Source organism: Ancylobacter sp. TW_SC_1, from assembly GCF_056836805.1.
Window position 1 is genome coordinate 4,645,080 of sequence record NZ_CM166365.1, and the last position, 22,017, is coordinate 4,667,096.

The 22,017-nt window shown below is 65.8% G+C and carries 21 protein-coding genes; 6 read left to right on the top strand and 15 right to left on the bottom strand.

All coding sequences use genetic code 11. The features are described 5' to 3' along the window. Positions 1-10: 10 nt before the first annotated feature. From AC1PZ7_RS22035 to AC1PZ7_RS22045, 3 genes are read left to right on the top strand one after another with little or no spacing between them, the layout of a single operon-like run. Positions 11-769 (top strand): ABC transporter permease, encoded by a 759-nt coding sequence (locus AC1PZ7_RS22035; RefSeq protein ID WP_482357317.1) that lies wholly within the window; start codon positions 11-13, stop codon positions 767-769. Beyond that, on the top strand, positions 766-1,932 hold the full coding sequence (gene alr / locus AC1PZ7_RS22040; protein WP_482357318.1) for an alanine racemase: 1,167 nt from the start codon (positions 766-768) through the stop codon (positions 1,930-1,932). Before AC1PZ7_RS22035 ends, alr begins: the two co-directional genes overlap by 4 nt. 33 nt (positions 1,933-1,965) lie before the next feature. Further along, complete coding sequence (locus tag AC1PZ7_RS22045; RefSeq protein ID WP_482357319.1) at positions 1,966-2,802, top strand: transporter substrate-binding domain-containing protein; 837 nt, start codon at positions 1,966-1,968, stop codon at positions 2,800-2,802. A gap of 91 nt (positions 2,803-2,893) precedes the next feature. Here AC1PZ7_RS22045 and AC1PZ7_RS22050 read toward each other — a convergent pair whose 3' ends face one another. Beyond that, positions 2,894-3,952, bottom strand: coding sequence for an ornithine cyclodeaminase (locus tag AC1PZ7_RS22050; protein ID WP_482357320.1), 1,059 nt, complete (start codon positions 3,950-3,952; stop codon positions 2,894-2,896). A 1-nt stretch (position 3,953) separates the two neighbouring features. After that, positions 3,954-4,874: an arginase gene (gene rocF / locus AC1PZ7_RS22055; protein WP_482357321.1), complete on the bottom strand. Its 921-nt coding sequence runs from the start codon at positions 4,872-4,874 to the stop codon at positions 3,954-3,956. Between the two features lie 128 nt (positions 4,875-5,002). Between rocF and AC1PZ7_RS22060 the strand changes: the two genes are divergently transcribed. Beyond that, a complete protein-coding gene (locus AC1PZ7_RS22060; protein WP_482357322.1) occupies positions 5,003-5,440 on the top strand; it encodes an Lrp/AsnC family transcriptional regulator in 438 nt (145 codons plus the stop codon). Between the two features lie 217 nt (positions 5,441-5,657). Here the strand turns inward: AC1PZ7_RS22060 and AC1PZ7_RS22065 are convergent, their stop codons facing one another. From AC1PZ7_RS22065 to AC1PZ7_RS22080, 4 genes are all read right to left on the bottom strand, one after another. Beyond that, positions 5,658-6,218, bottom strand: a complete 561-nt coding sequence (locus AC1PZ7_RS22065) for a protein-tyrosine phosphatase family protein (protein WP_482357323.1) — start codon at positions 6,216-6,218, stop codon at positions 5,658-5,660. A 64-nt stretch (positions 6,219-6,282) separates the two neighbouring features. Further along, positions 6,283-7,245: a transporter substrate-binding domain-containing protein gene (locus AC1PZ7_RS22070; RefSeq protein WP_482357324.1), complete on the bottom strand. Its 963-nt coding sequence runs from the start codon at positions 7,243-7,245 to the stop codon at positions 6,283-6,285. 156 nt (positions 7,246-7,401) lie between these two features. Beyond that, positions 7,402-8,487, bottom strand: a complete 1,086-nt coding sequence (locus tag AC1PZ7_RS22075) for an amino acid ABC transporter permease (RefSeq protein ID WP_482357325.1) — start codon at positions 8,485-8,487, stop codon at positions 7,402-7,404. Beyond that, on the bottom strand, positions 8,484-9,596 hold the full coding sequence (locus AC1PZ7_RS22080) for an ABC transporter permease subunit (RefSeq protein WP_482357326.1): 1,113 nt from the start codon (positions 9,594-9,596) through the stop codon (positions 8,484-8,486). The genes AC1PZ7_RS22075 and AC1PZ7_RS22080 overlap by 4 nt, the downstream gene beginning before the upstream one ends. 145 nt (positions 9,597-9,741) lie before the next feature. Here AC1PZ7_RS22080 and AC1PZ7_RS22085 point away from each other — a divergent pair, with 145 nt between their 5' ends. After that, positions 9,742-10,377: a GntR family transcriptional regulator gene (locus tag AC1PZ7_RS22085; RefSeq protein ID WP_482357327.1), complete on the top strand. Its 636-nt coding sequence runs from the start codon at positions 9,742-9,744 to the stop codon at positions 10,375-10,377. Positions 10,378-10,936: 559 nt separating this feature from the next. After that, positions 10,937-11,677 carry a histidine utilization repressor gene (gene hutC / locus AC1PZ7_RS22090; RefSeq protein WP_482359699.1) on the top strand — a complete coding sequence of 247 codons (741 nt, stop codon included), beginning with the start codon at positions 10,937-10,939 and terminating at the stop codon, positions 11,675-11,677. Between the two features lie 91 nt (positions 11,678-11,768). Here hutC and AC1PZ7_RS22095 read toward each other — a convergent pair whose 3' ends face one another. The 9 genes from AC1PZ7_RS22095 to hutI form a co-directional block, all read right to left on the bottom strand. Next, positions 11,769-12,560, bottom strand: coding sequence for a transporter substrate-binding domain-containing protein (locus AC1PZ7_RS22095; RefSeq protein WP_482359700.1), 792 nt, complete (start codon positions 12,558-12,560; stop codon positions 11,769-11,771). A 188-nt stretch (positions 12,561-12,748) separates the two neighbouring features. Then, entirely contained in the window at positions 12,749-13,561 is an 813-nt protein-coding gene (locus AC1PZ7_RS22100) for an amino acid ABC transporter ATP-binding protein (RefSeq protein WP_482357328.1), read from the bottom strand. A 16-nt stretch (positions 13,562-13,577) separates the two neighbouring features. Beyond that, entirely contained in the window at positions 13,578-14,249 is a 672-nt protein-coding gene (locus AC1PZ7_RS22105; RefSeq protein ID WP_482357329.1) for an amino acid ABC transporter permease, read from the bottom strand. After that, positions 14,246-14,890 carry an amino acid ABC transporter permease gene (locus tag AC1PZ7_RS22110; protein WP_482359701.1) on the bottom strand — a complete coding sequence of 215 codons (645 nt, stop codon included), beginning with the start codon at positions 14,888-14,890 and terminating at the stop codon, positions 14,246-14,248. Before AC1PZ7_RS22110 ends, AC1PZ7_RS22105 begins: the two co-directional genes overlap by 4 nt. A gap of 134 nt (positions 14,891-15,024) precedes the next feature. After that, positions 15,025-16,404, bottom strand: coding sequence for an LLM class flavin-dependent oxidoreductase (locus AC1PZ7_RS22115; protein ID WP_482357330.1), 1,380 nt, complete (start codon positions 16,402-16,404; stop codon positions 15,025-15,027). Between the two features lie 126 nt (positions 16,405-16,530). Further along, positions 16,531-18,198 (bottom strand): urocanate hydratase, encoded by a 1,668-nt coding sequence (gene hutU, locus AC1PZ7_RS22120; protein WP_482357331.1) that lies wholly within the window; start codon positions 18,196-18,198, stop codon positions 16,531-16,533. Positions 18,199-18,209: 11 nt separating this feature from the next. Next, on the bottom strand, positions 18,210-19,028 hold the full coding sequence (gene hutG / locus AC1PZ7_RS22125; RefSeq protein ID WP_482357332.1) for an N-formylglutamate deformylase: 819 nt from the start codon (positions 19,026-19,028) through the stop codon (positions 18,210-18,212). 162 nt (positions 19,029-19,190) lie between these two features. Then, a complete protein-coding gene (hutH, locus tag AC1PZ7_RS22130; RefSeq protein ID WP_482357333.1) occupies positions 19,191-20,726 on the bottom strand; it encodes a histidine ammonia-lyase in 1,536 nt (511 codons plus the stop codon). Next, entirely contained in the window at positions 20,723-21,925 is a 1,203-nt protein-coding gene (gene hutI, locus AC1PZ7_RS22135; RefSeq protein ID WP_482357334.1) for an imidazolonepropionase, read from the bottom strand. Before hutI ends, hutH begins: the two co-directional genes overlap by 4 nt. Positions 21,926-22,017 lie beyond the last annotated feature (92 nt).

Sequence of the window (22,017 nt, forward strand, 5' to 3'; positions counted from 1 at the left end):
GGAGGCGTCCATGAACTGGTCACTGATTGCGGAGGCGTTTCCGCGGCTTCTGGAAGGCGCCGGCCTCACTTTGCAACTGACCCTGTCGGCGCTGATCGCCGGTTTCGTCCTGGCTCTGCCGCTGTCGTTGCCGCGCGCTTCGGCTTCGCCGCTGCTCTCCTGGCCGGTGCAGGCCTACACCTTCATCTTCCGGGGAACGCCGCTGCTCGTGCAGCTCTTCCTGATCTATTACGGCGCAGGGCAGATCAGCTGGATCAGGACAAGCCCGGCTTGGCTGCTTCTGCGCGATCCCTACTGGTGCGCCCTGGTGGCTTTTGCCCTCAACAACGCTGCGTACACGGTCGAGATTCTGCGGGGAGGCATCCAGGCGGTGCCGGCCGGGGAGGTCGAGGCGGCCAAGGCGCTCGGGATGTCCTACGGGCTGCGGACGCGGCGGATCGTGCTGCCGGCGGCGTTTCGCATCGCCATGCCCGCTTACGCCAACGAAGTCGTCCTCATGCTCAAGGCGAGTTCGCTGGCGAGCACCATCACGTTGATGGAGATTACCGGAACCGCGCGCAAGATCGTCGCGGAAACCTTTGCTCCCTACGAAATATTCATCTCCGCTGCCTTGATCTACCTGGCACTGACCTTCGTGATCGTGCGCCTGTTTCGCCACCTGGAGTACCGGAACAGCGCCCATCTTCGGCGCCCCTCCGCTGAAACGTCACCACCACCACCGCCGGTCGGCAAGGCCCGGCGCGTCTTCGCAGCCGTGCAGGTTTCATGATGCAGTCCCGCACCTCTCTCATCCCCTGTGCCGCGCCCTCCCCCGTCCTGGGGTCGACCGGGCCGGTCCGCGACACATGGTATGAAATCGACCTGCAGGCGACACGGCACAATTACAGGCAGTTGCGCGCGCAATTGCCGGCCCGGGTGAAGATATTCGCCTGCCTGAAGCGTAATGCTTACGGCTGCGGCGCCGGTTACGTGGCCGAGGCGCTCGCGGCAGAAGGCGCTTACGGGTTCGCCGTCGCCTCGCTGGCTGATGCCATCGCCATCCGCGAGCGGGGCGTGCTCCAGCCGGTCCTGCTCTACCCCGGCCCTCTGCCCACATCGGCCCCGGCTATCGAGGCCCTGGGTCTCACCGTGACCGTTTCCAGCCCCGCCGAGCTGGAACTGTGGCGCGCCGCCTTGCCCGCCCCGCGCATATTCGTGAAGTGCGACCTCGGATTCTTCCGGGCGGGCGCGACTCCATGGGAAGCCGGACGGCTGCTCGCCATGGCGCAGGCATCGGCGAATGTGGAGGTTCAGGGTCTCTATGCTCACCTGAGCGAACTGCCAGGATCGACACCCGCCAACGCCTTCATGCAGTTCGCACGTCTCAAGCGGATCGTCCTTGATGCCAAGGCTGCGGGCACGCTTCCGCCGATCGTGATGCTGTCGAGCACGGAAGGCGTGCTGCGTCATCCCGAGATGGATTTCGATGCCGTCGATCCGGGAGCCCTCTTCATCGGAATGCCGGAAACGGACAAGCCCGTCAGACAGGTCTCGCTCCGGCCGGCGCTCAAGGCGATATCGACCTGCCTTGTTGCCATCAAGCGCACCGACGAGTCGCTCGCCCCCATGCCTGACCTGCCCGGTTTCAAATCTGGAATGACCATTGGCGTGCTCGGAATGGGCTGGGGCGATGGCTACCCCCGACAGGTGCCGCCCAATGCCGAAGTGCTCGTGCGAAACTGCCGGGCTCGCATCCTCCCCCCCGCCCACCTCGAACATCTTCGTGTCGATCTGACCCATGTGCCCGATGCACGTTTCGGCGATCGGGCTTTGCTGCTCGGCCGGCAGGGGGATGAGGTGATCACCCACGAAGACCTCGTCGCGCAGTGGGGAACGGACATCGTGGGACTTCACGCAAATCTTCGCGACCATATTCCACGCGTCTACGTTTGAACCTTCCAGAAAACGAAAAATGGGAAATTAGACATGCGCACCTTCAGAACACTGTTTCCGATACTTGTTGCAGCGGCCGTGTGCGGGCCGGCTCTGGCAAATGAGACGAAGGTGAGGATTGCCACGGAAGGCGCCTTTCCTCCCTGGAACGCCATCGACAGCTCGGGAAAGGCCATAGGATTCGATATTGATGTCGGGATGGCGCTTTGCGCACGGGCAAAGCTCTCCTGCGAGTTCGTCACCCAGGATTGGGACGGCATCATTCCAGCCCTCAATGTCGGCAAGTACGCGGCCATCATGGCCGGCATGTCGATCACGGAGAAGCGCAAGCAAGTCATCGCCTTCTCCGAGCCCTACGCTGTCACGTCGAACTATTTCGTCATGAGCAAGTCGCTCAACTTGCCGGCCACCGACGCCAACGCAAGGATCGATCTTGGAAAGGATGACGCAGCAAGCCAGGCGATGCTTGCCGACCTGAAGGCGAAATTGCAGGGCCGGACGATCGGCGTGCAGCGCTCGACCAATGCGGAAGCATTCGTGCGCCAGTACTTCGGCGACAGCGTGGATGTCCGAAGCTACGACACGCAGGACAACCTGAACCTCGACCTCGTGGCGGGGCGGATAGACGGCGGCCTGGCGGACTACTCGGTCTGGAAGGCATTTCTGGAATCGAAGGATGGCGGGAGTGCGGCCCTGTTCGGCCCCAGGATTTCCGGCGGCCTGTTCGGGCCCGGCATCGGGGTCGGTCTGCGCAAGGACGATCCCGAGCTGGCGGCGAAATTCAACCACGCCATCGAAGCGGCCCGCGCCGATGGCACGCTCTCGAAGCTCAGCCTGAAATGGTTCGGGGCCGATCTGTCGTCAAAGTAGCTGTCGAACGGAGCCCGGCTGGCCGGCGATATCTGCGCGCCAGCCGGGCTTTGACCTCCTTCTGCGTTCATCCGGCTCGCGAGCTCATCCGCTACGCCGCCGATCGCTTGGCGGCGTGCCTCAGCAACATGCCGAACAGGTCGCGCGGCTCGTCCGGGTCGGCCAGGAGATCGAGCTTGTCGTAGAGCCCGGTCGAGCTCAGCTTGTCCCGCACATAGCGCAGGGCCGAGAAATCCTCGATCGCAAAGCCGACGGAATCGAACACGGTGATCTGCCGCCCGTCCCGGCGTCCTGCGGCCCTGCCGGAAATGACCTGCCACAGTTCCGTGACCGGATGGTCGAGCGGCAGTTGCTGGATCTCGCCCTCGATACGTGTTTGCGGCGGATACTCCACGAAAATCTCGGAGCGCATGAGGATATCGTGGTGCAGTTCCGTCTTGCCGGGACAGTCGCCGCCGACGGCGTTGATGTGGACGCCGGTTCCGACCATGTTGTCGGTCAGGATCGTGGCATGCTGCTTGTCGGCCGTGATCGTGGTTATCACCTCGGCCGTCTCGACGGCCTCCTGGGCCGAGCGGCAGATCGTGACATCGAAATCCTTGCCGCCGAGGTTGGTCGCGCATCGGCGCGACGCCGCCGCGTCTATGTCGAACAGTCTGAGCTTCCTGATGCCGAGCAGGGCCTTGAACGCCATCGCCTGGAATTCTGACTGCGCGCCATTGCCTATGATCGCCATGCAGGCGGCCCCCGCGGGCGCCAGATGCCTTGCGGCAACCGCCGACATCGCCGCGGTGCGCAGGGCCGTCAGGATGGTCATTTCCGAGAGCAGCATCGGGTAGCCGCTGCCCACATCGGCAAGCACGCCGAAGGCGGTCACCGTCTGGCGGCCGCCACGCGTATTGCCGGGATGGCCGTTGACATATTTGAAGCCGTAGAGCTCGCCGTCACTGGTCGGCATCAGCTCGATCACGCCGTTGCTGCTGTGCGAGGCGATACGCGGCGTCTTCTCGAAGACCGGCCAGCGGCGGAAATCCTCTTCGATGTAATCCGCGAGCTCGACCAGGAAGCGCTCCATGCCAACCTGCAGCACCAACGTCATCATGTGGTCGACGCTGACGAAGGGAACGACGTTCAAGGCGGGGTTCTTCATCTCAATAGCTCCGCGTCGGCCGATCCATGATGCGACGGCCCATCAGGCTCGCGGCGAGATCGACCATGAGGGTTGCGGTACGGCCGCGTTCGTCGAGAAAGGGATTGAGCTCGACCAGGTCGAGACTGGCGACACGGCCGCTGTCGTGCAGCATCTCCATGACCAGGTGCGCTTCACGGAAGGTCGCGCCGCCGGGGACGGTGGTGCCGACCGCCGGGGCGATCGAGGGATCGAGAAAATCGACGTCGAGGCTGACATGCAGCCGGCCATCCTCGGAGGAAACCCGCTCCAGGAAGGCACGCAGCAGTGGCCCGATGCCATGCTCGTCTATGGCGCGCATGTCGTACATGGTCACGCCGGCCCTATCGAGGGCGATCCGCTCGGCCGAGTCGACGCTGCGAACGCCCAATGCGCAGGTGCGGGCCGGCTCCACTCTGGCGGAGAGCGGCGGAAAATAGCCCTCGAAGCCCGGCTGGCCGGTCGCATACGCCAGCGGCACGCCGTGAAGGTTGCCGCTCACCGAGCTGTCGAGCGTGTGGAAGTCGGTATGCGCGTCCAGCCAGAGCACATAGAGCGGCCGGCTGCATTCTGCCGCCCGCCGCGCCATGCCGGCAAGCGTGCCTGCCGATATGCTGTGATCTCCGCCCAGGAAGATCGGGACGGCGTCGTCGCTCGCGTGATAGGCCGCCTCGGCAATCGCGGCCGTCCATCCCGCTATTTCCGGCAGGGCTTTCAGGCTGGGATTGGGATGGGCGATCGGTACGGATGGCGCCGCCCCCAGCGTGCCAAGGTCGTCGACGGTATGACCAAGCTCCCGCAGCGCCTCCGCCAGACCCGCGACGCGCAGCGCGCTCGGCCCCATCTCGCATCCCAAGCGCCCCGCCCCGTCCTGAACAGGCGCTCCCAGAATCCTGCAGTGCATTCGACCCCTCCGAACCAACCAGGTCGATAAGAGCCCAGAGCGGCGGCATTTCCCATCCACTGAATTGGCAAGTCGGGTGCTTGGATTTATCATTTCGCTATGCATGAGTTAGCGAATTGGAAAAAATGTTGGACGAACTGGACGAACGATTGATCACTCTGCTCCGCCACGATGCGAGGCGGAGCATTTCGGATCTCGCCGGGGATCTCCGCGTGTCCCGTGCAACGGTACGCGTCCGCCTCGACCGGTTGGAGCGCAGCGGCCAGATCGTCGGCTACACGGTCGTCCTGCGTGCGGATGCGGTCGACCAGCCTGTCCGCGGCATCATGATGATAGGGGTCGAAGGGCGCGTGACCGACCAGGTGATCCGGGTTCTCGGAGGCTTGCCTGAAGTTTCGGCGATCCACACGACCAACGGGCGTTGGGACCTGATCGTCGAGCTGGGCACCGCGACGTTGACGGACCTTGATGCGGTGCTGCGCCGAATTCGCCTGATCAGCGGAGTTAACAACAGCGAGACGAGCCTTCTCCTGGCGACACCGCGCAGCGCAAGGGCCAGGCTCTGAAGCTCACAAGGACCCGCGACACGGAGACGATTTTCTCGCCGTTGAATCGGCTGTCGTCCTGCCCGGATGCGCGGCACTCTGAGGCCACGGTTCCCGATGAGGACAAGATTGAGGGCCTGCTGGCGATGCCAGACTGGAAGCGTGAACGCTCGATCGCTCGTCGCAGCGCCACCGCGCACGCACGTCGATTGATGAAGGCACAGACCCGCGACAAGTCTCAAACGGACGCCGACAACTCCGGATATCGTTCAAGCCATTGATATTGCAATTTATTTTCCACCGTTTCGGAAAACTGGGCGCGCAATGCGGCGACGGCGACCGCGGGTTGAACGCCCGCCTCGATCAGATGCATCGCCGCCACCACCCCGCTGCGACCGGCACCATGGTGGCAGCATACGCCCACGGCCTGTCCATCGACGAAGATCCTCTGGCGAAGCGGCTCCAGCCGGTGCCAGGCGCGCAGGAAGGATGCGCCGGGAACGGAGTAATCCTCGATCGGCAAAGCGATGGCACGCGCCCCCCGAGTGCGCGAGGCCTGACGCAGATACGGAATGGCTCCGTCCGGCAACTCGTCCGCCTGCGCGAGTATGAGGAGAAGGCGCAGCCCCGCTGCCGCAGCCGTCTCCAGCGTCGCGTCAAGCCGCTCGGGATTGATCCAGGCGTGCCCGCGCGGATCGGTATCGAGGCCGGGAAAGCCCATGGTGATGACGCGCCCGCCACCGGGGCGGGCGCAGATCGCGCGGACGGATCCTGTCGCGCTTTCGTCGGTAAATCCCATTGGGAAGCAGTCCTGCAGCGGCGTTGCGCGCCCAGTCGGTCGAAGGGGCGCGCAAGGATTGCGATCAGCGGATCGGATACGGGTACATCAGGCCGCCATTCGCCGCCTGGGCGTTGGGCGTCTGCTTGCGGTCGAGCCCGAACGGCGTGTTGACGCCGAGGTGACGGTCGAACACCTCGCCATAGGACCCGACCTGCTTGACGACCTGATACGCCCAATCCTTCGGCAACCCGAGCTTGGCGGCCATGTCCGTCGTGGCGGAGTCGGCGCCGAACATGCGCTTCACGGCCGGGGGCTGCTGATCGATCTTCGCCAGGATCTCGTCGATATTGGCCGAGGTGATGCCGTTGCTGTCCGCATTCAGCATGACCTGGAAGCTCCAGAAGAGCGCCGCTTCAAATGCTTGATCGGGGCGCGCCACGAGCGTCAGCGGCTCATTGGAGATCACTTCGGGCAGGATGATGTAATCCGCCGGGTTGGGCGCCAATTGGCGATCGGCGGTGAGCGCGGTCACATCCGACGCATAGACATCGCATTTGCCCGAGAAGAACGCTTGGAGGCGGGCCGTCTTGTCGGCGATGTTCTCGACGCGATAGCTCATGCCCTGCGCGCCGAACCAGTCGGCGAGATTGAGAAGCGTGGTCGAGCCGTCCTCGGCGCAGACGCTGGCCCCGTTCAGTTCGCGGGCGCTGGTGACACCCAGTTTCTTCGGCACCATGAAGCCCTGACCATCAAAGAAGGTGGTCACGACGAAGGCCATGCCCTCGTCGGCGTCGCGAGTGCCGGTACGGGTGATCGAGCGCGAGGCCATATGCGCTCCGCCGGCGACGATGGTCTTCATCGAGTCGGAAAATCCGACGCCCCGGATGTCGGCCTTGCTGGCATCGCCAAGGATAGCGGCAGCGGCCACGCGGCAGAAGTCGGCATTGAAACCCTGAAAGACGCCCTTGCTGTCCGGCACGGAAAAACCCGGTGCGCTTGGGCTGACAAGACAGACGACGCCGTTCGTGGCCTTGATGTCGTCCATGACCGGCCCTGCGGCGGCAGGCACCGCAGCAAGGACAAGCAGGGCCGGAAGGAGGGACATAACGGGCTTGCAAAGGGACATGGGATTCTCCTGCAGGGGCTGAAAGCTGAAGTCACATCATGTATACAGGTATACTTCTTCGGATTTGTGACAATTTCAACCGCCTTGCGTGCATTGCCTGCGATGCAATTCGCGCCCGACCCAGGACAGGAAGGCGCAGGACAGCAGGAACCAGACCCCGACAAAGGCATAGGCCTCGAGCGAAAAGGCTCCCCAGCCCGGCTCGCTGAAGGCCATTCGCGCCGTCGACGTCAGGTCGTGAATGCCCAGCACGACGACAAGCGACGTGTCCTTGTAGGCTCCGATCACCGAATTGACTAAGGCCGGCAGGCTGCGCGACAGGGCCTGCGGCAGAAGCACGAGACGCATCATCTGCCCCCAGGACAGACCAAGCGAGCGCGCCGCCTCGGCCTGGCTGTCAGGCAGGGATTGCAATCCGCCGCGCACATCTTCGGCGAAGTAAGAGGCGTGGAAGAAGATAAGCGCGATCAGTGTCGCCAACACCGGGCTGATGGCTGTGCCGGGCGGAAGGGTCAAGGGCAAGACAAAGACCCCTACGAACAGCACCGTTACCATCGGTACGCCGCGCATTGTCTCGATATAAGCGATGGCGGCCCTGCGCAGCACCGGCCAGCGGCTTTGATACCGTAGAACCGCCAATGTTACGCCCAGCGGAAGGGACAGCGCTATGGCGATGACCGACAGGATCAGCAGCACCGGCATGCCGTTCCAGCGCGACATGTCCACCGGCGCCAGGCCTGCCCAGCCGCCGCCCATCAGCGCAAGAACCAGTGGGATCATCACGATCCAGACGGCGATCAGCAACCGCGGGCGAATGAACCGGAGCCGCCCGGTGATGCGCAAACCCACCAGTCCCGACAGCGCCAGCAGCAGAAGCGAGACAAGTGCCGGGCGCCAGTGTTCGGCATAAGGGTAGGTGCCAAAGAGCATGAACCGGCCCTTTTCCACATAGAACCGCCAGCATGCCCCATCGGTATCGGCGCAGACCGCCATTGGGCGCAGCGGTGAGGCGGCCGAAAGCACGGCCCAATCGAGCACCAGCCACAACACCCAAAGCCCCAGCACCGCGCTGAAGGCCGACACGAGGGCGGTGACCGGCGTACCGGCCCATTTCCGCAGCAGCGCTCGACGCTGTTTGGGAGGCGCGGCGGCGGGGATCATGGCGCAGTTCGCAGGGTGCGGGCCTGAAGAGTGTCGTTCAGACGATTCATCAGCGACGATGCCAAAAGGCACAGGCCAAGATAAAGACCCATGGTGATCAGCATCATTTCCAGCGGACGAAATGTCTGGTTGATTATCGTGCCGCTTACCGACATCAGGTCTGAATAACCTACCGCAATGGCGATCGACGTGTTCTTGATCAGATTGACATATTGATTGATCATGGGCGGGATGACGGTCCGAAATACGAGTGGCAACACGACAAGGCGCGTCACTTGGCCGGGCGTCAGTCCCAGAGCGCGAGCAGCCTCGACTTGCCCTGGTGGCACGGCGAGAATCCCGCCGCGCACGACTTCGGAGATCTGTGCGCCGTGGTAGAGCCCCAACGTCAGTAGCACGACGACGAACTGCACCGAGAGCCGTGCGCCGCCCGCATAGTCAAAGCGTTCAAACCTTGGCAGGCTGAGCGTTAGCGGCACATGGGCGAGAAACGCAAAGCCCAGCGGTCCGCCAATCATCAAGGCCAGCACCACCGGTACGACCGGCCATTCCCGACCGGTATCGCGCTTGATCCGAGCGACCTTGCGCGCCCACCAAAGCGCCGCCAGCATTGAGGCGGCCACCGGCAGGATCAACCACATCTGGCCCGGATCGGGCAGAAAGGTGGGTAGATAGATCGAGCGGTTCGACAGATGCACCGGCCCGAAGGACAATGCTGCGCGCACCGGCGGCAAGCCACCCACCGCGACCACGTAGAGTACCAGCAACACCAGGATCTTGGGCAGGTTTCGGAACAGTTCCACGTATAACAGGGCGACCGCGCGACCCGGCGGGCTGGGCGTCACACTGACCAAGCCCATCAATACCCCGAGCAGGGTGGCCAGGATCAGCGCCGCGAGCGCAAGAAAGACTGTATTGAGAAGCCCCGCGAAGATCACACGTGCGTAAGTGTCGCCCGCATCATACGGGATCAGACTTTCGCTGAGATCGAAACCGGCCGTTTGCGCCATGAAGCCATAGCCTGGCGTCATTCCGGCGGCCTGCATATTGAGGATGATATTGAAGCCAAGCACCCCAAGCCCGGCAAGAATCACCCCGACGACAGCCATTCCCAGCCAGTCAGGGCGGGGGCGCGCGATAGGGGGGCGGCAATGTTGCAAGGTTTTTGCCCTTGGAGTAACCTATGTTGCATACATGTATACATGTCGCGCGTCAATCATATGACAGACCGCTGACAACAGGCGAAGGACCGCGATGACTTTGTTCTCCCCGCGCCCACGGGCCGATGAAATCGCGGATGCAATCCGCAAGCGCATCTGCCTGCAACCGCTCGATGAACAGGCGATGTTGCTTGAGGGCACCTTGGCCGCTGAATTCGGGGTGTCGCGCACGCCGGTCCGGCAGGCGTTGCAGCGGCTGGCCTATGAGGGATTGATCGAGGTTCGGACAGGGGTCGGCTCGATCTCGAATCCGATTGATCTGACGGCGCGCAGGATGCACTTCGCCGTGCATTGCGGGCTGTTGAGGCTGGTCGCCGCCCTGCCCGACGCACCTCTGCCGCTCGAGGTGAAGGGGCGATTGGCCGGGCTGGCGCAGCATATCCGACAAGGTCAGGCTGGGGCGAAGACCGAAGCCTTCGACCTGTTTGCAGAGTTGAACTCAACTCTGTCGCGGCTGATCCCTGATACGGTCATCGCGGATGCCCACCTTGTCAGCGGATGGCGGGTCGTGCGCTGGTCGCTGGCCGACATGCGGCCTGAGGCAGGAAAGCCGATCGAGAGTTTGGCCCGCCTTTGCATTGCCGCGCAGGAAAAGGCCGATACAGGGCGCGCGGCTTTGTTTCATCTGGCCGCTGACCTCTTCGACATCGAAACTGCCACGCAGTCATGATGAGTGATGTTGGAGTTGGTTCGGGAAGTATGAGGCCGGACTCTAGGTCCTCCTGGAGGAAGAACCCAGTGGCGGGTGAGTGCCGCTACGGTCGCGGCCTGCCTAGCTGACGCATACTGCGGGACCTCGTCCAGCCGGGCGCCCTCCTCTCCGGCCCCCCTGATCCGCCGGCCCCGGGATACTCCCGGCCCGCCGAACGTCGTTTTCCGGCTCCAGGACCCGATCACCCCACCACCAGACAACCGGCGCGCAGGCGTGGAAGGCCAGCGCCGCGGCCTGGATGGCGCCCGGCACGGTGCCGAAGCGGGCGAGATGGCGCGCGGCCGGGACGCCGCACAGGCTCACGGCGACGGCCAGAGCCTCCAGGCAGGCCAGACGCTGGACAAACGCGGCATTCCGGCACGCCGGTGCCCCGGCGCGACAGCCGCCCTCCCGGGTACAGCGGGTTTCGTGCTTCGCACGTCCTAATAATGTCTATACATATTCAGGGGTTACGCTAAACTGTAGCGACCCTGCGGCCCTGTCGCCGGCCAGCAAGGAGGGGCATTCCCAGGTGACCGTGACCGTCCAGTCTCATGCCGCAGCCGAATCGGCGCCGACGCTGCATCAGCGCATCCGCGTCGACCTCGAGGCGAAGATCCTCTCGGGGGAATGGCCGCCGGGCCATCGCATCCCCTTCGAGCACGAGCTGATGGTGCAGTATGGATGCGCCCGGATGACCGTCAACAAGGTCATCGCCGGGCTCGTCGCCGCCGGGCTGGTGGAGCGGCGGCGCCGGGCCGGTTCCTTCGTGGCGCAGCCGCGCCTTCACTCGGCCATGCTGCACATTCCCGACATTCCGGTCGAGGTCGCCGCGCGTGGCGAGATTTATGGTTACACGCTGCTCGGCCGCCGTCGCCGGCCTGCCAGCGCCAAGGACCCGGTCGATCTCCTGGCGCCGGGTGCCGCGCGCGAGGTGCTGGAACTCTCCTGCCTGCATTCGGCCAATGGGCGCCCGCTCGCCCTGGAGGAGCGCCTCATCAGTCTCGCCAGCGTTCCCGAAGCGGGCGAGGCCGATTTCGCCGCGACGCCACCCGGCTCATGGCTGCTGCGCCACGTGCCGTGGACGCAAGCCGAGCATCGCATCCGGGCCGTCGGCGCCAATGCGCGGGCCGCCAGGGTTCTTAACCTGCCCAGAGGCGCGGCGTGCCTCAGCCTGGAGCGGCGCACCTGGCGCGGCGGCGAGACCGTCACCGTGGTGCGCCAGCTCTTCCGCGGCGACGCCTACGACCTCGTCGCCCGCTTCTCGCCGCAAGGCTGACAACCGAAGGCGCCTGCGCCGAACGTGAAACGCCCGGACCCGCGCAAGGCCGGTCCGGGCGTCTGGCAAGGTCGGCGCACTCCGCGCAGGATCAGAAGCTCGCTTCCGTCACCTGATCCGGGGTGCTCATCTCGGTGCCGAACCACTTCTTCTGCAGGGCGGCGAGGCGGCCGTCATGCTTCATCTTGATGATGACGGCATCGACGGCGTCCATCAGCGACTTGGAATCCTCGGCCTTGCTGCCGATGAAGCCGAAATAGACCGGCTTGCCGAAGGGCGGCTCGACAACCTCGAACACATCCGGCTTGGACTTGGCGAGGAAGGCGATGTTGGGCAGCGAGTTCGCCACCGCGACGATGCGGCCGGCACCCAGATCCGCGTAGGACTGGCTGAAGTCGACATATTCCTGGATGGTCGGCGCGCTCGGCAGGGTCTTGGCGAATTCCTGCAGCTGGGCGAGCTGGGCGGTCGCCTTGGCGCTGCCCACCTTCTTGCCGGCGATGTCCTCCGGCTTGGTGATCGAGGCGTCGCCCTTCTTCTTCAGGATGGCGACGGTCGCATTGGCGATCGGCGAGGTGAAGCGGTAGCGCTCCATGCGCGCCTTGGTGATGGTCGCGGGGCCGGCGACCATGTCGAACTTGCCCGCTTCGAGGCCCGGCAGCACGCTCGGCCAGGGCAGGTCGAGGAAGGTGACCTTCACGCCAAGCTCCTTGCCGATCTCGGCGAAGATCTCCTTGTTCATGCCGGCCTGCTTGCCGTCCTCGACGAAGTCGAAGGGCGCGAACTGCAGTTCGGTGCCGACCACGAGCTCGCCCTTGGCTTTCGCCTTGGCCAGCACGTCCTCTGCCTGCGCGAGACCCGCGAAGGCCATGGACGCCACCATGCCGAGCGCGGCAAGGCGCGCGATGCGGGTCACGGCGGAGGCCCGCCGGGTAAGCTGCATCATCTGTCTCTCCTGTTCCCTTGGAAGCTTGAGGCGACACACCGTCACCGGCCTTCCTTATGGATTTAAGTATAGACATAAGCCATTTCGCACCGCAACGGACGGTTCGCCACGGCGCGCAGTCGACGTCACGGCGCCGGCGGCATCTCCGACGACTGCCAGAACACGTTACGCTCGAAGTAGTTCTGCAGGAACTGGCGCAGGCGTGGGCTCTCCTCCCGCCGGAAGACCCGCTCCGGCGAGCCGGAGGCGGCGATCACCCCGTGGTCGATGAAGACCACCGTATCGGCCACCTGCGCGGCGAAGCCCATTTCGTGCGTCACCACCGCCATGGTCATGCCCTCGTTCGCGAGGTCGCGCATCACCTGCAGCACCTCGCCGACCAGTTCAGGATCGAGCGCCGAGGTCGGCTCGTCGAACAGCATGATGTGCGGTTCCATGGCGAGCGCGCGGGCGATGCCGACGCGCTGCTGCTGGCCGCCGGAAAGCTGGCTCGGATAGGCCTCGGCGCGATGACCCATGCCGACCTTCTCCAGCATGGCGCGGGCGCGCCTGGCCGCGTCTTCGCGGGCGATGCCGCGCGCCAGCTTCAGCGGCGCGGCGACATTTTCCAGCGCGCTCATATGCGGCCAGAGGTTGAACTGCTGGAACACGAAGCCGACATTGCGGCGCACCCGCGCGACCTCCGCATCGGAGACGCGGCGGCGCCTACCGTTCTCCAGCGAGAAGCCGAGCAGTTCACCCTCGATATAGATCTCGCCCGCGCTGTACTCCTCCAGAAAGGCGATGCAGCGCAGCAGCGTCGACTTTCCCGAGCCGGACGGGCCGATGATGCAGGTCACCTCGGATTTCCGGATCGCGAGGTCGATGCCCTTCAGCACATCGACCGTGCCGAAGCGCTTCCACACGCCGCGTACGTCGATGATCGGTCGCTCCGCCATGTCCATCCTTTCCGGTTCAGCCTTGCGTGCGCAGCATGAAGCGGCCGACCCGCTTCTCGAGCCGCCGCGCGGCCGCCGTGACGATTTCGAGGAATGCCCAGTAGACGAGCGCCAGGAACAGCAGCGTCTCGGCGAAGGCGAAGGTGGTCGAGCCAATGGACTGCACCACCGACGTCATCTCATTGACGGTTATGACCGACAGCACCGCCGTCTCCTTCGACAGCAGCACCGTCATGTTCGCCAGCGCGGGCAGGATGATCACCAGCATCTGCGGCAGTTGCACGTGCCGCACGATGGCGAGCCGGCCGATGCCCATCATCCGCGCCGCCTCGATCTGGCCGGCCGGCACCGACAGGAAGCCGGCCCGGAAAATCTCCGAGAAATAGGCCCCGCCATAAAGTGCGAGACCGGCGATTCCGGCCACGAGCGGCGTCAGGTCGAGACCGAAGAACGGGCCGCCATAGTAGATCACGAAAAGCTGGATCAGGAACGGCGTGCCCCGCATCAGCGCGACGTAGAAGGTCAGCGGCGCCGCCAGCCAGCGATTGGTGAAGAGCTGGGCGATCGCCACCGCGAGCCCGATGACGAGCCCGATCGCGGTGCCGGCGACCCAGATCAGAATGGTCAGCACCATCCCGTCGGCGATCTCGCGCCAGTTGTCGGTGAGGATGGCGGGATTGAAGGTCATCGCGCCTGCTCCATCCGGAACCGGCTCTCGACGAAGCCGCCGACCAGCGTGATGGCACCATTAATGAGGAAATAGATCGCGCCGGCGGTGAGGTAGATTTCCAGCGGCTGGAAGGTGGAGGTCGCAATGTTCTGCGCGAGCCGCGTCAACTCCAGCACGCCGACCACCGAAATCAGCGAAGAAGCCTTCACCATCATAGTCGTCTCGTTGACCAGCGAGGGCAGCGTGAAGCGTACCGCCAGCGGCACCTCGATGCGGGTGAGGATCTGCGCCCGCGACAGCCCCATCATGCGCGCTGCCTCGATCAGCCCCGGCGGAATGCCGAGAAAGCCGCCACGCAGGATCTCGGCGATATAGGCGCCGGTGCACAGCGCCAGCGTGCCCACCGCCGCCACTGTCGAGGGCACGTTCACCCCGATCAGCGGCAGGCAGTAATAGGAGATGAGGAGCTGCACCAGCAGCGGCACACCGCGAAAGAAGCTCACATAGAAGGCAGATGTCGCCCGGCCGAGGCGCGAGGAAGACAGCCCCGCCGCGCACATCAGCGTGCCGATGCAGAAGCCGATCGCCACCGAGGTCAGCGAATAGATCACCGTCCAGACCGAGGCCCCCAACAGCATCGGAAGTGATTTGACGATGATTTCCGTATTGAACATCAAGATTCCAGCCGCATGTGCGCCTTGCTCCGCTGAAGTCGACAGATCAGGACGCGGCCCGCCGTATCCGATGCATCACCGTACGGCTGGAAGCAAGATGTCCGCCAGTTTTGCGCGCGTCAGGCTCGCGCGAGGTTCGCCGCCATCCCCGCCTGCCGGCGCGCCCGCGCATAACGGTTCTCCGGCACGGGCAGGCCGAGATTGGCGCGCAGCGTCGTGCCTTCATACTCGTCCCGGAACAGCCCGCGGCGGCGCAGCTCGGGCACCACAAGCTCGACGAAATCCTCCAGCGCGGACGGCAGCGTGGGAAACATGAGGATGAAACCGTCCGCCGCGCGGCCCTGGAACCACTCCTCCATGAAATCGGCCACCATCTTCGGCGTGCCGGTGATGCCGTTGCCGGTGTGCTTCTCGCTGAACAGCCGGATCAGCTCGCCGACGGTGTGCCCCTTCATCACGAAGTCGGTCAGCTCGTCGAACAGCGCCTTGGAGCCCTTCGGGGCGGCGGGCAGCCGGTCCTTGGGGAAGGGGGCGTCGAGCGGCACGCCGGAGAGGTCGGCTTCAAGAAATTCGGCCAGCATCGCCCGGCCGACATCCGGGTGCAGCTTCCCGGCGAGGAACTCGACCTTCGCCCGCGCCTCCTCCTCGGTGCGCCCGACATTGAGCACGACGCCGGGCATCACCTTCAGCTCGTCCGGCGCCCGGCCGAACTTCGCCATGCGCTCCTTCAGAGTCGCGTAGAAGGCCTGGCTGCGCTCAAGATTGGAGGCGAGGGAGAACACCAGCTCGGCCGTCTCTGCCGCCAGCTCGATGCCGGCCTCCGAACCGCCGGCCTGGGCGATCACCGGGCGCCCCTGCGGCGTCGCGGCGATGTTGAGCGGGCCGCGCACCTGGAAATGCTTGCCCTTGTGATTCAGCGTGTGGAGCTTGTCCTTGTCGTAATAGACGCCGCTTTCGCGGTCGAGCGTGAGCGCGTCCTGCTCGAAGCTGTCCCACAGCCCGAACACGACATCGACGAACTCCTTGCCGCGCTCGTAGCGCATCGCGTGCGGGTCGAGCCCCTCGCGGTTGAAATTGTAGCCGGTCTCGTCGTGATCGGAGGTGACGACGTTCCAGCACGCCCGGCCACCCGACAGGTGGTCGATGGAGGCGAAGATGCGGGCAAGGTTGAACGGCTCGTAATAGGAGGTCGAGGCGGTCGCGACGAGGCCGAGATGCGAGGTCGAGACGCCAAGTGCCGAGATCAGCGACAGCGGCTCGAAACGGTTCATCTTGGTCGGCAGCCGGCACAGGGCCTCCGGGTCGCCGATTGCCGCGGCGGGCGAATCCGCCATGAACATGAAGTCGAATTTGGCGGCTTCCGAGATCTGCGCCACCTTGAGCAGGTGGCGGAAATCATTGGCGCCGTTGACGTCGCTGCCGGGATGCAGCCAGCCGGCCGGATTGTAGCCGAACGTGTACACGAAGGTACCGAGCTTCAGCTTGTCGGAACGTCTCATGCCGGGCACCTCCTGAGTGTCTTCATCTTATTTGTATAGACCTATTTGTCGAGATCGGCCGAGCCGACATCGCCCTTCCACACACCCGGCAGTCAGCAACCCGCGGCGCCCGCAGCGCCGGCCTTCTCAGCCGAGAATGCCCGGCAGATCGAGCTGGTGCTCGCGCGCGCAGTCGATGGCGATCTCGTAGCCGGCATCGGCATGGCGCATGACGCCGGTCGCCGGGTCGTTCCACAGAACGCGGGCGATGCGGGCGTCCGCCTCCGCCGTGCCGTCGCAGCAGATCACCATGCCGGCGTGCTGCGAGAAGCCCATGCCGACGCCGCCGCCATGATGCAGCGACACCCAGGTGGCGCCCGAGGCGGTGTTGAGCAGCGCGTTGAGCAGCGGCCAGTCGGAGACCGCGTCGGAGCCGTCGGCCATCGCCTCGGTCTCGCGGTTGGGCGAGGCGACCGAACCGCTGTCGAGATGATCGCGGCCGATGACGATGGGAGCCTTCAGCTCGCCCGTGCGCACCATCTCGTTGAAGGCGAGGCCGAGCCGGTGGCGATCGCCGAGACCCACCCAGCAGATGCGCGCCGGCAGGCCCTGGAACTTGATGCGCTCCGCCGCCATGTCGAGCCAGTTGTGCAGGTGCGGATTGTCGGGGATCAGCTCCTTCACCTTGGCGTCGGTGCGCGCGATGTCCGAAGGGTCGCCGGACAGCGTCGCCCAGCGGAACGGGCCGATGCCGCGGCAGAAGAGCGGGCGGATATAGGCCGGCACGAAGCCGGGGAAGTCGAAGGCGTTCGACACGCCCTCCTCCAGCGCCATCTGGCGGATGTTGTTGCCATAGTCGACGGTCGGAATGCCGGCGTGGAAGAAGTCGAGCATCGCCTTCACATGCACGGCCATCGACGCCTTGGCCGCCCTGGCGACGCCGGCCGGGTCGGTCTGCCTGCGGTCCTCCCATTCGCCGAGCGTCCAGCCCAGCGGCAGATAGCCGTTCACCGGGTCATGCGCGGAGGTCTGGTCGGTGACGACATCCGGCCTCACGCCGCGCTTCACGAGTTCCGGCAGCACCTCCGCCGTGTTGCCGAGCAGGCCGACCGAGAGCGGCTTACCCTCGGCGCAGGACCTCTCGATCATCATCAGCGCCTCGTCGAGGCTGGTGGTCGAGGTGTCGAGATAGCCGGTACGCAGGCGGAAATCGATCGAGGACGGCCGGCATTCCACCGCGAGGCAGCTCGCACCCGCCATGGTGGCGGCGAGCGGCTGCGCGCCGCCCATGCCGCCGAGCCCGCCGGTGAGGATCCACTTGCCCTTCAGCGAGCCGCCGAAATGCTGGCGGCCCATTTCCACGAAGGTCTCGTAGGTGCCCTGCACGATGCCCTGGGCGCCGATATAGATCCAGGAGCCGGCGGTCATCTGGCCGTACATCATGAGCCCCTTCCTATCGAGCTCGTTGAAGTGCTCCCAGGTCGCCCAGCGCGGCACGAGGTTGGAATTGGCGATCAGCACGCGCGGCGCGTCCTTGTGGGTGCGAAACACCCCGACCGGCTTGCCCGACTGCACCAGCAGCGTCTGGTCGGCCTCCAGCGTCTTGAGCGCGGCGACGATCCTGTCGAAGCACTCCCAGTTGCGCGCGGCGCGGCCGATGCCGCCATAGACTACCAGCTCGCCGGGCTTCTCGGCGACGTCCGGGTCGAGGTTGTTCATCAGCATGCGCAGGGGCGCCTCGGTGAGCCAGCTCTTGGTCGAAAGCTCGCTGCCGTGGGCGGCGCGGATGACGCGGGTGTTGTCGATACGGGTCATGAGTGTCTCCCTCAGGCGCGCGAGCGTGCGAAGGCGATGCACACCTCGAAGATGCGGGTCAGTGCTGCGCGGGCCGGTGCGGCGTAGCTGGGGTCGTAGGCCGCGGGCCAGTTCTCGGGACCGACGGGGCCGAGCGGTTCGGGCATGTAGGTGCGGCAGGCGAGTTCCATCTGCACCGCGTGCACGCCCGTCTCGGGGCGACCGTAGCGACGGGTGATCCAGCCGCCCTTGAAGCGGGCGTTGCTCACCCGGGAAAATTCGGTCGCGTCGCAGATCGCCTCGATGGCGGCCTGCATCTCGGGGGCGCAGGTCGTGCCGGCATTGGTGCCGACATTGAAGTGCGGCAGCGTGCCCTCGAACAGGCGCGGAACCACCGAGCGGATCGAGTGGCAGTCATAGAGCACGACCGTGCCATGGACGGCGCGGGCATGCTCGACCTCGGCGGCGAGTGCCGCATGGTAGGGGTCGAACCAGCCGGCACGGCGGGCGGCGACATCCGGCCCCCTGCCCTCCTTGTAGAGCGGCTCGCCGTCGAAGGTCGTCGTCGGGCAGAGCTCGGTCGTCGCTTGTCCCGGATAGAGCGAGACACCGGACGGGTCGCGGTTCACGTCGATGACGGTGCGCGAGATCGACGTCCGCACCACGCTGGCGCCGAGGCTGGCGGCGAAGTCGTACAGCGTCTCGATCCACCAGTCGCAATCCTTGCGGGCGATCCAGTCCGAGACGAGGTCGGCGGCGATATCGTCCGGGATTTGCGTGCCGGTGTGCGGCAGCGAGACGACGAGCGGCGCGGTGCCGCGATGAACCGAGATGAAGGAGGGGTGGGTCATGTGCGCGGCTCCCGGCACGTGCGGCCGTACACCCTCTCCCCATCGGGGAGAGGGGCGGGGTGAGGGGTCTTCGACGCTCCGCAATCGTACGCCCCCTCACCCGGCGCCATGCGCCGACCTCTCCCCCACGGGGAGAGGTTGAAGATGTCGCTCGTCTTCATCTCACTCCCCGCTGATGGCCGGCAGAACATCGCCCGCCAGCGCGGCGACGGCACCGGAGCGGACGAGCCCGTTCGCCGCCTCCATGTCGGTGGCGAAATAGCGGTCCTCGTCGAGGTGCGGCACCTCGATGCGCAGCGCGGCGCGCACCGTCTCCAGCACCGGGCTGGAGACCAGCGGCCGGTGGAAGTCACAGCCCTGCGCAGCGGCCAGCAGCTCGATGCCGACCACGGCCACCGCGTTCTCCACCATGCCCATGAGCCGACGCGCGCCATGGGCGGCCATGGAGACGTGATCCTCTTGGTTGGCTGAGGTCGGGATGGAATCGACGCTCGCCGGATAGGCCTTCTGCTTGTTCTCCGACACCAGCGCCGCCGCCGTCACCTGCGGGATCATGAAGCCGGAATTGAGGCCCGGCTTCGGGGTGAGGAAGGCCGGCATGCCGGACAGCGCGGGATCGACCAGCATGGCGACGCGCCGCTCGGCGAGCGAGCCGATCTCGCAGACCGCAAGCGCGATCATGTCGGCGGCGAAGGCCACCGGCTCGGCGTGGAAATTGCCGCCGGAGAGCGCGACACCGTCCTCGGCGAAGATCAACGGATTGTCGGAGACGCCGTTGGCCTCCGTCTCCAGCGTGCTTGCGGCCTGCCGCAGCACGTCGAGGCAGGCGCCCATCACCTGCGGCTGGCAGCGCAGGCAATAGGGGTCCTGCACCCGTTCGTCGCCCACGAGATGCGAGGCGCGGATGGCCGAGCCTTCCATCAGCCGGCGCAGCGCCTCGGCGGTCTCGATCTGGCCGCGATGCTTGCGCAGCGCGTGGATGCGAGGGTCGAACGGCGCGTCGGAGCCGCGCGCGGCGTCGGTCGACAGCGCGCCGGTGACGAGGGCGGCGTGGAACAGATTCTCGGCCTCGAACAGTCCGGCGAGTGCGTTGGCGGTCGAGAACTGCGTGCCGTTGAGCAGAGCGAGGCCCTCCTTCGGCCCGAGCTCGACCGGCGCGAGGCCGGCCTCGGCAAGGGCCGCCGCGGCGGGCTTGCGCGCGCCGCCGACGAAGATCTCGCCGACCCCGATCATGGTCGCGGTCATATGCGACAGGGGCGCGAGATCGCCCGAGGCGCCCACCGATCCCTGGCAGGGAACCACGGGCGTGAGTCCCTTCACCAGCATCGCTTCCAACAGCGAGAGCGTGCGGGGCCGGATGCCGGATGCCCCCTGGGCGAGGCTCGCCAGCTTCAGCGCCATCATCAGCCGGGCCACCGCCACCGGCATGGGCTCGCCGACGCCGGCGGCATGAGAGAGCACGATGTTGCGCTGCAGCCGGGCAAGGTCGGCATCGCCGATGCGTACCGTGGCGAGCTTCCCGAATCCCGTATTGATGCCGTAGACCGGCTCGCCCCTGGCGAGGATGTCGGCGACCGCCTTCGCCGAGCGCTCCACCGCCGGCAGGCAGGAACTATCCAGCTGGACCCGCGCGCCGCGATAAACTGCCCGCCATTCGGCCAGCGACACCGCGCCGGGCGTGAGGATGATCTCGGTCATTGGCCCCTCCAGACCCGCGCGTGCAGCGGATTGAATCCCATGCGATAGACCAGCTCCGCCGGGCGCTCGATGTCCCAGATGGCGAGGTCACAACTCTTGCCGGCCTCCAGCGTGCCGATGTCGCCGAGCCGCCCGAGCGCCCGCGCCGCCTCGCGCGTCACCCCCGCGATGCACTCCTCCACCGTCAGGCGGAACAGCGTCGCGCCCATGTTCATGGTCAGCAGCAGCGAGGTGAGCGGCGACGTGCCAGGGTTGCAGTCGGTGGCGAGCGCCATATGCGTCCCGTGACGGCGAAACAGCTCGACCGGCGGAACCTTGGTCTCCCGGATGAAATAGAACGCGCCCGGCAGGAGCACCGCGACGGTGCCGGCCGTGGCCATGGCGCGCGCGCCTTCGTCATCCGTGTGTTCGAGGTGATCGGCCGACAGCGCGCCGAAATCCGCCGCGAGGCGCGCGCCATGAAGATTGGAGAGCTGATCGGCATGCAGCTTCACCTGCAGGCCGAGATCGCGCGCGGCGGTGAAAAGCCGCGCCACCTCCTCGGGCGAGAAGGCGATGCCCTCGCAGAAGGCGTCCACCGCATCGGCGAGCCCCTTCTCGGCGATGCGCGGCAGCAGCGCGATCATGCGGTCGATATAGGCCGCCTTGTCGCCCCCGGCCTCCGGCGGCAGGGCATGGGCACCGAGGAAAGTGGTGGCGACCGACACCGCCCTTGCGTTGCCGACCGCCCGGGCCGCTCGAAGGCTCTTCAGCTCCGCTTCTTCGGAAAGGCCGTAACCCGACTTGATCTCGATCGTCGTTACGCCCTCGGCGAGCAAGGCGTCGAGACGGCGCACGGCGGAAGCGACCAGTTCGTCCTCGCCTGCCGCCCGCGTCGCCTTCATGGTGGAGACGATGCCGCCGCCCGCCCGGGCGATCTCCTCATAGGAGGCGCCGGCGAGCCGCAGCTCGAATTCGTGCGCACGGTCGCCGCCGAACACCAGATGGGTGTGGCAGTCGATCAGGCCGGGAGTGATCCAGCGCCCCTCGCAGTCGATGGTCTCGTCCGCCGCGAAAGCCGGGGCCGCCTCGGCCGCGCCGGCGTAAACGATGCGGCCATCGCGCGCGGCGACGATGCCATGATCGACAATGCCGAGCCCCGCCTGCGCCGGAGCCAGGGTGGCCAGCCTCGCCTGCCGCCATACTCGGTCGCAGCGCATGAGCCTCTCCTCGGGAACAGATGACAGGCGACGAAATAATGTCTATACATAATCGTAGATTCTGCCGCCTGTCCATAGCTCCCGGGAGCGCC

Excerpts from the sequence above, each read along its gene's own strand:
- AC1PZ7_RS22070 (WP_482357324.1), bottom strand. The coding sequence starts at position 7,245 with ATGGACGACATCAAGGCCACGAACGGCGTCGTCTGTCTTGTCAGCCCA.
- hutH (WP_482357333.1), bottom strand. The coding sequence starts at position 20,726 with ATGACCGAGATCATCCTCACGCCCGGCGCGGTGTCGCTGGCCGAATGG.
- AC1PZ7_RS22045 (WP_482357319.1), top strand. The coding sequence starts at position 1,966 with ATGCGCACCTTCAGAACACTGTTTCCGATACTTGTTGCAGCGGCCGTG.
- hutU (WP_482357331.1), bottom strand. The coding sequence starts at position 18,198 with ATGACCCGTATCGACAACACCCGCGTCATCCGCGCCGCCCACGGCAGC.
- AC1PZ7_RS22100 (WP_482357328.1), bottom strand. The coding sequence starts at position 13,561 with ATGGCGGAGCGACCGATCATCGACGTACGCGGCGTGTGGAAGCGCTTC.
- hutG (WP_482357332.1), bottom strand. The coding sequence starts at position 19,028 with ATGACCCACCCCTCCTTCATCTCGGTTCATCGCGGCACCGCGCCGCTC.
- rocF (WP_482357321.1), bottom strand. The coding sequence starts at position 4,874 with ATGCACTGCAGGATTCTGGGAGCGCCTGTTCAGGACGGGGCGGGGCGC.
- AC1PZ7_RS22095 (WP_482359700.1), bottom strand. The coding sequence starts at position 12,560 with ATGGTGGCGTCCATGGCCTTCGCGGGTCTCGCGCAGGCAGAGGACGTG.
- AC1PZ7_RS22080 (WP_482357326.1), bottom strand. The coding sequence starts at position 9,596 with ATGGCTGTCGTCGGGGTGATTCTTGCCGGGCTTGGGGTGCTTGGCTTC.
- AC1PZ7_RS22075 (WP_482357325.1), bottom strand. The coding sequence starts at position 8,487 with ATGATCCCCGCCGCCGCGCCTCCCAAACAGCGTCGAGCGCTGCTGCGG.
- AC1PZ7_RS22065 (WP_482357323.1), bottom strand. The coding sequence starts at position 6,218 with ATGGGATTTACCGACGAAAGCGCGACAGGATCCGTCCGCGCGATCTGC.
- hutI (WP_482357334.1), bottom strand. The coding sequence starts at position 21,925 with ATGCGCTGCGACCGAGTATGGCGGCAGGCGAGGCTGGCCACCCTGGCT.
- AC1PZ7_RS22105 (WP_482357329.1), bottom strand. The coding sequence starts at position 14,249 with ATGACCTTCAATCCCGCCATCCTCACCGACAACTGGCGCGAGATCGCC.
- AC1PZ7_RS22035 (WP_482357317.1), top strand. The coding sequence starts at position 11 with ATGAACTGGTCACTGATTGCGGAGGCGTTTCCGCGGCTTCTGGAAGGC.
- AC1PZ7_RS22085 (WP_482357327.1), top strand. The coding sequence starts at position 9,742 with ATGACTTTGTTCTCCCCGCGCCCACGGGCCGATGAAATCGCGGATGCA.
- AC1PZ7_RS22115 (WP_482357330.1), bottom strand. The coding sequence starts at position 16,404 with ATGAGACGTTCCGACAAGCTGAAGCTCGGTACCTTCGTGTACACGTTC.
- AC1PZ7_RS22050 (WP_482357320.1), bottom strand. The coding sequence starts at position 3,952 with ATGAAGAACCCCGCCTTGAACGTCGTTCCCTTCGTCAGCGTCGACCAC.
- alr (WP_482357318.1), top strand. The coding sequence starts at position 766 with ATGATGCAGTCCCGCACCTCTCTCATCCCCTGTGCCGCGCCCTCCCCC.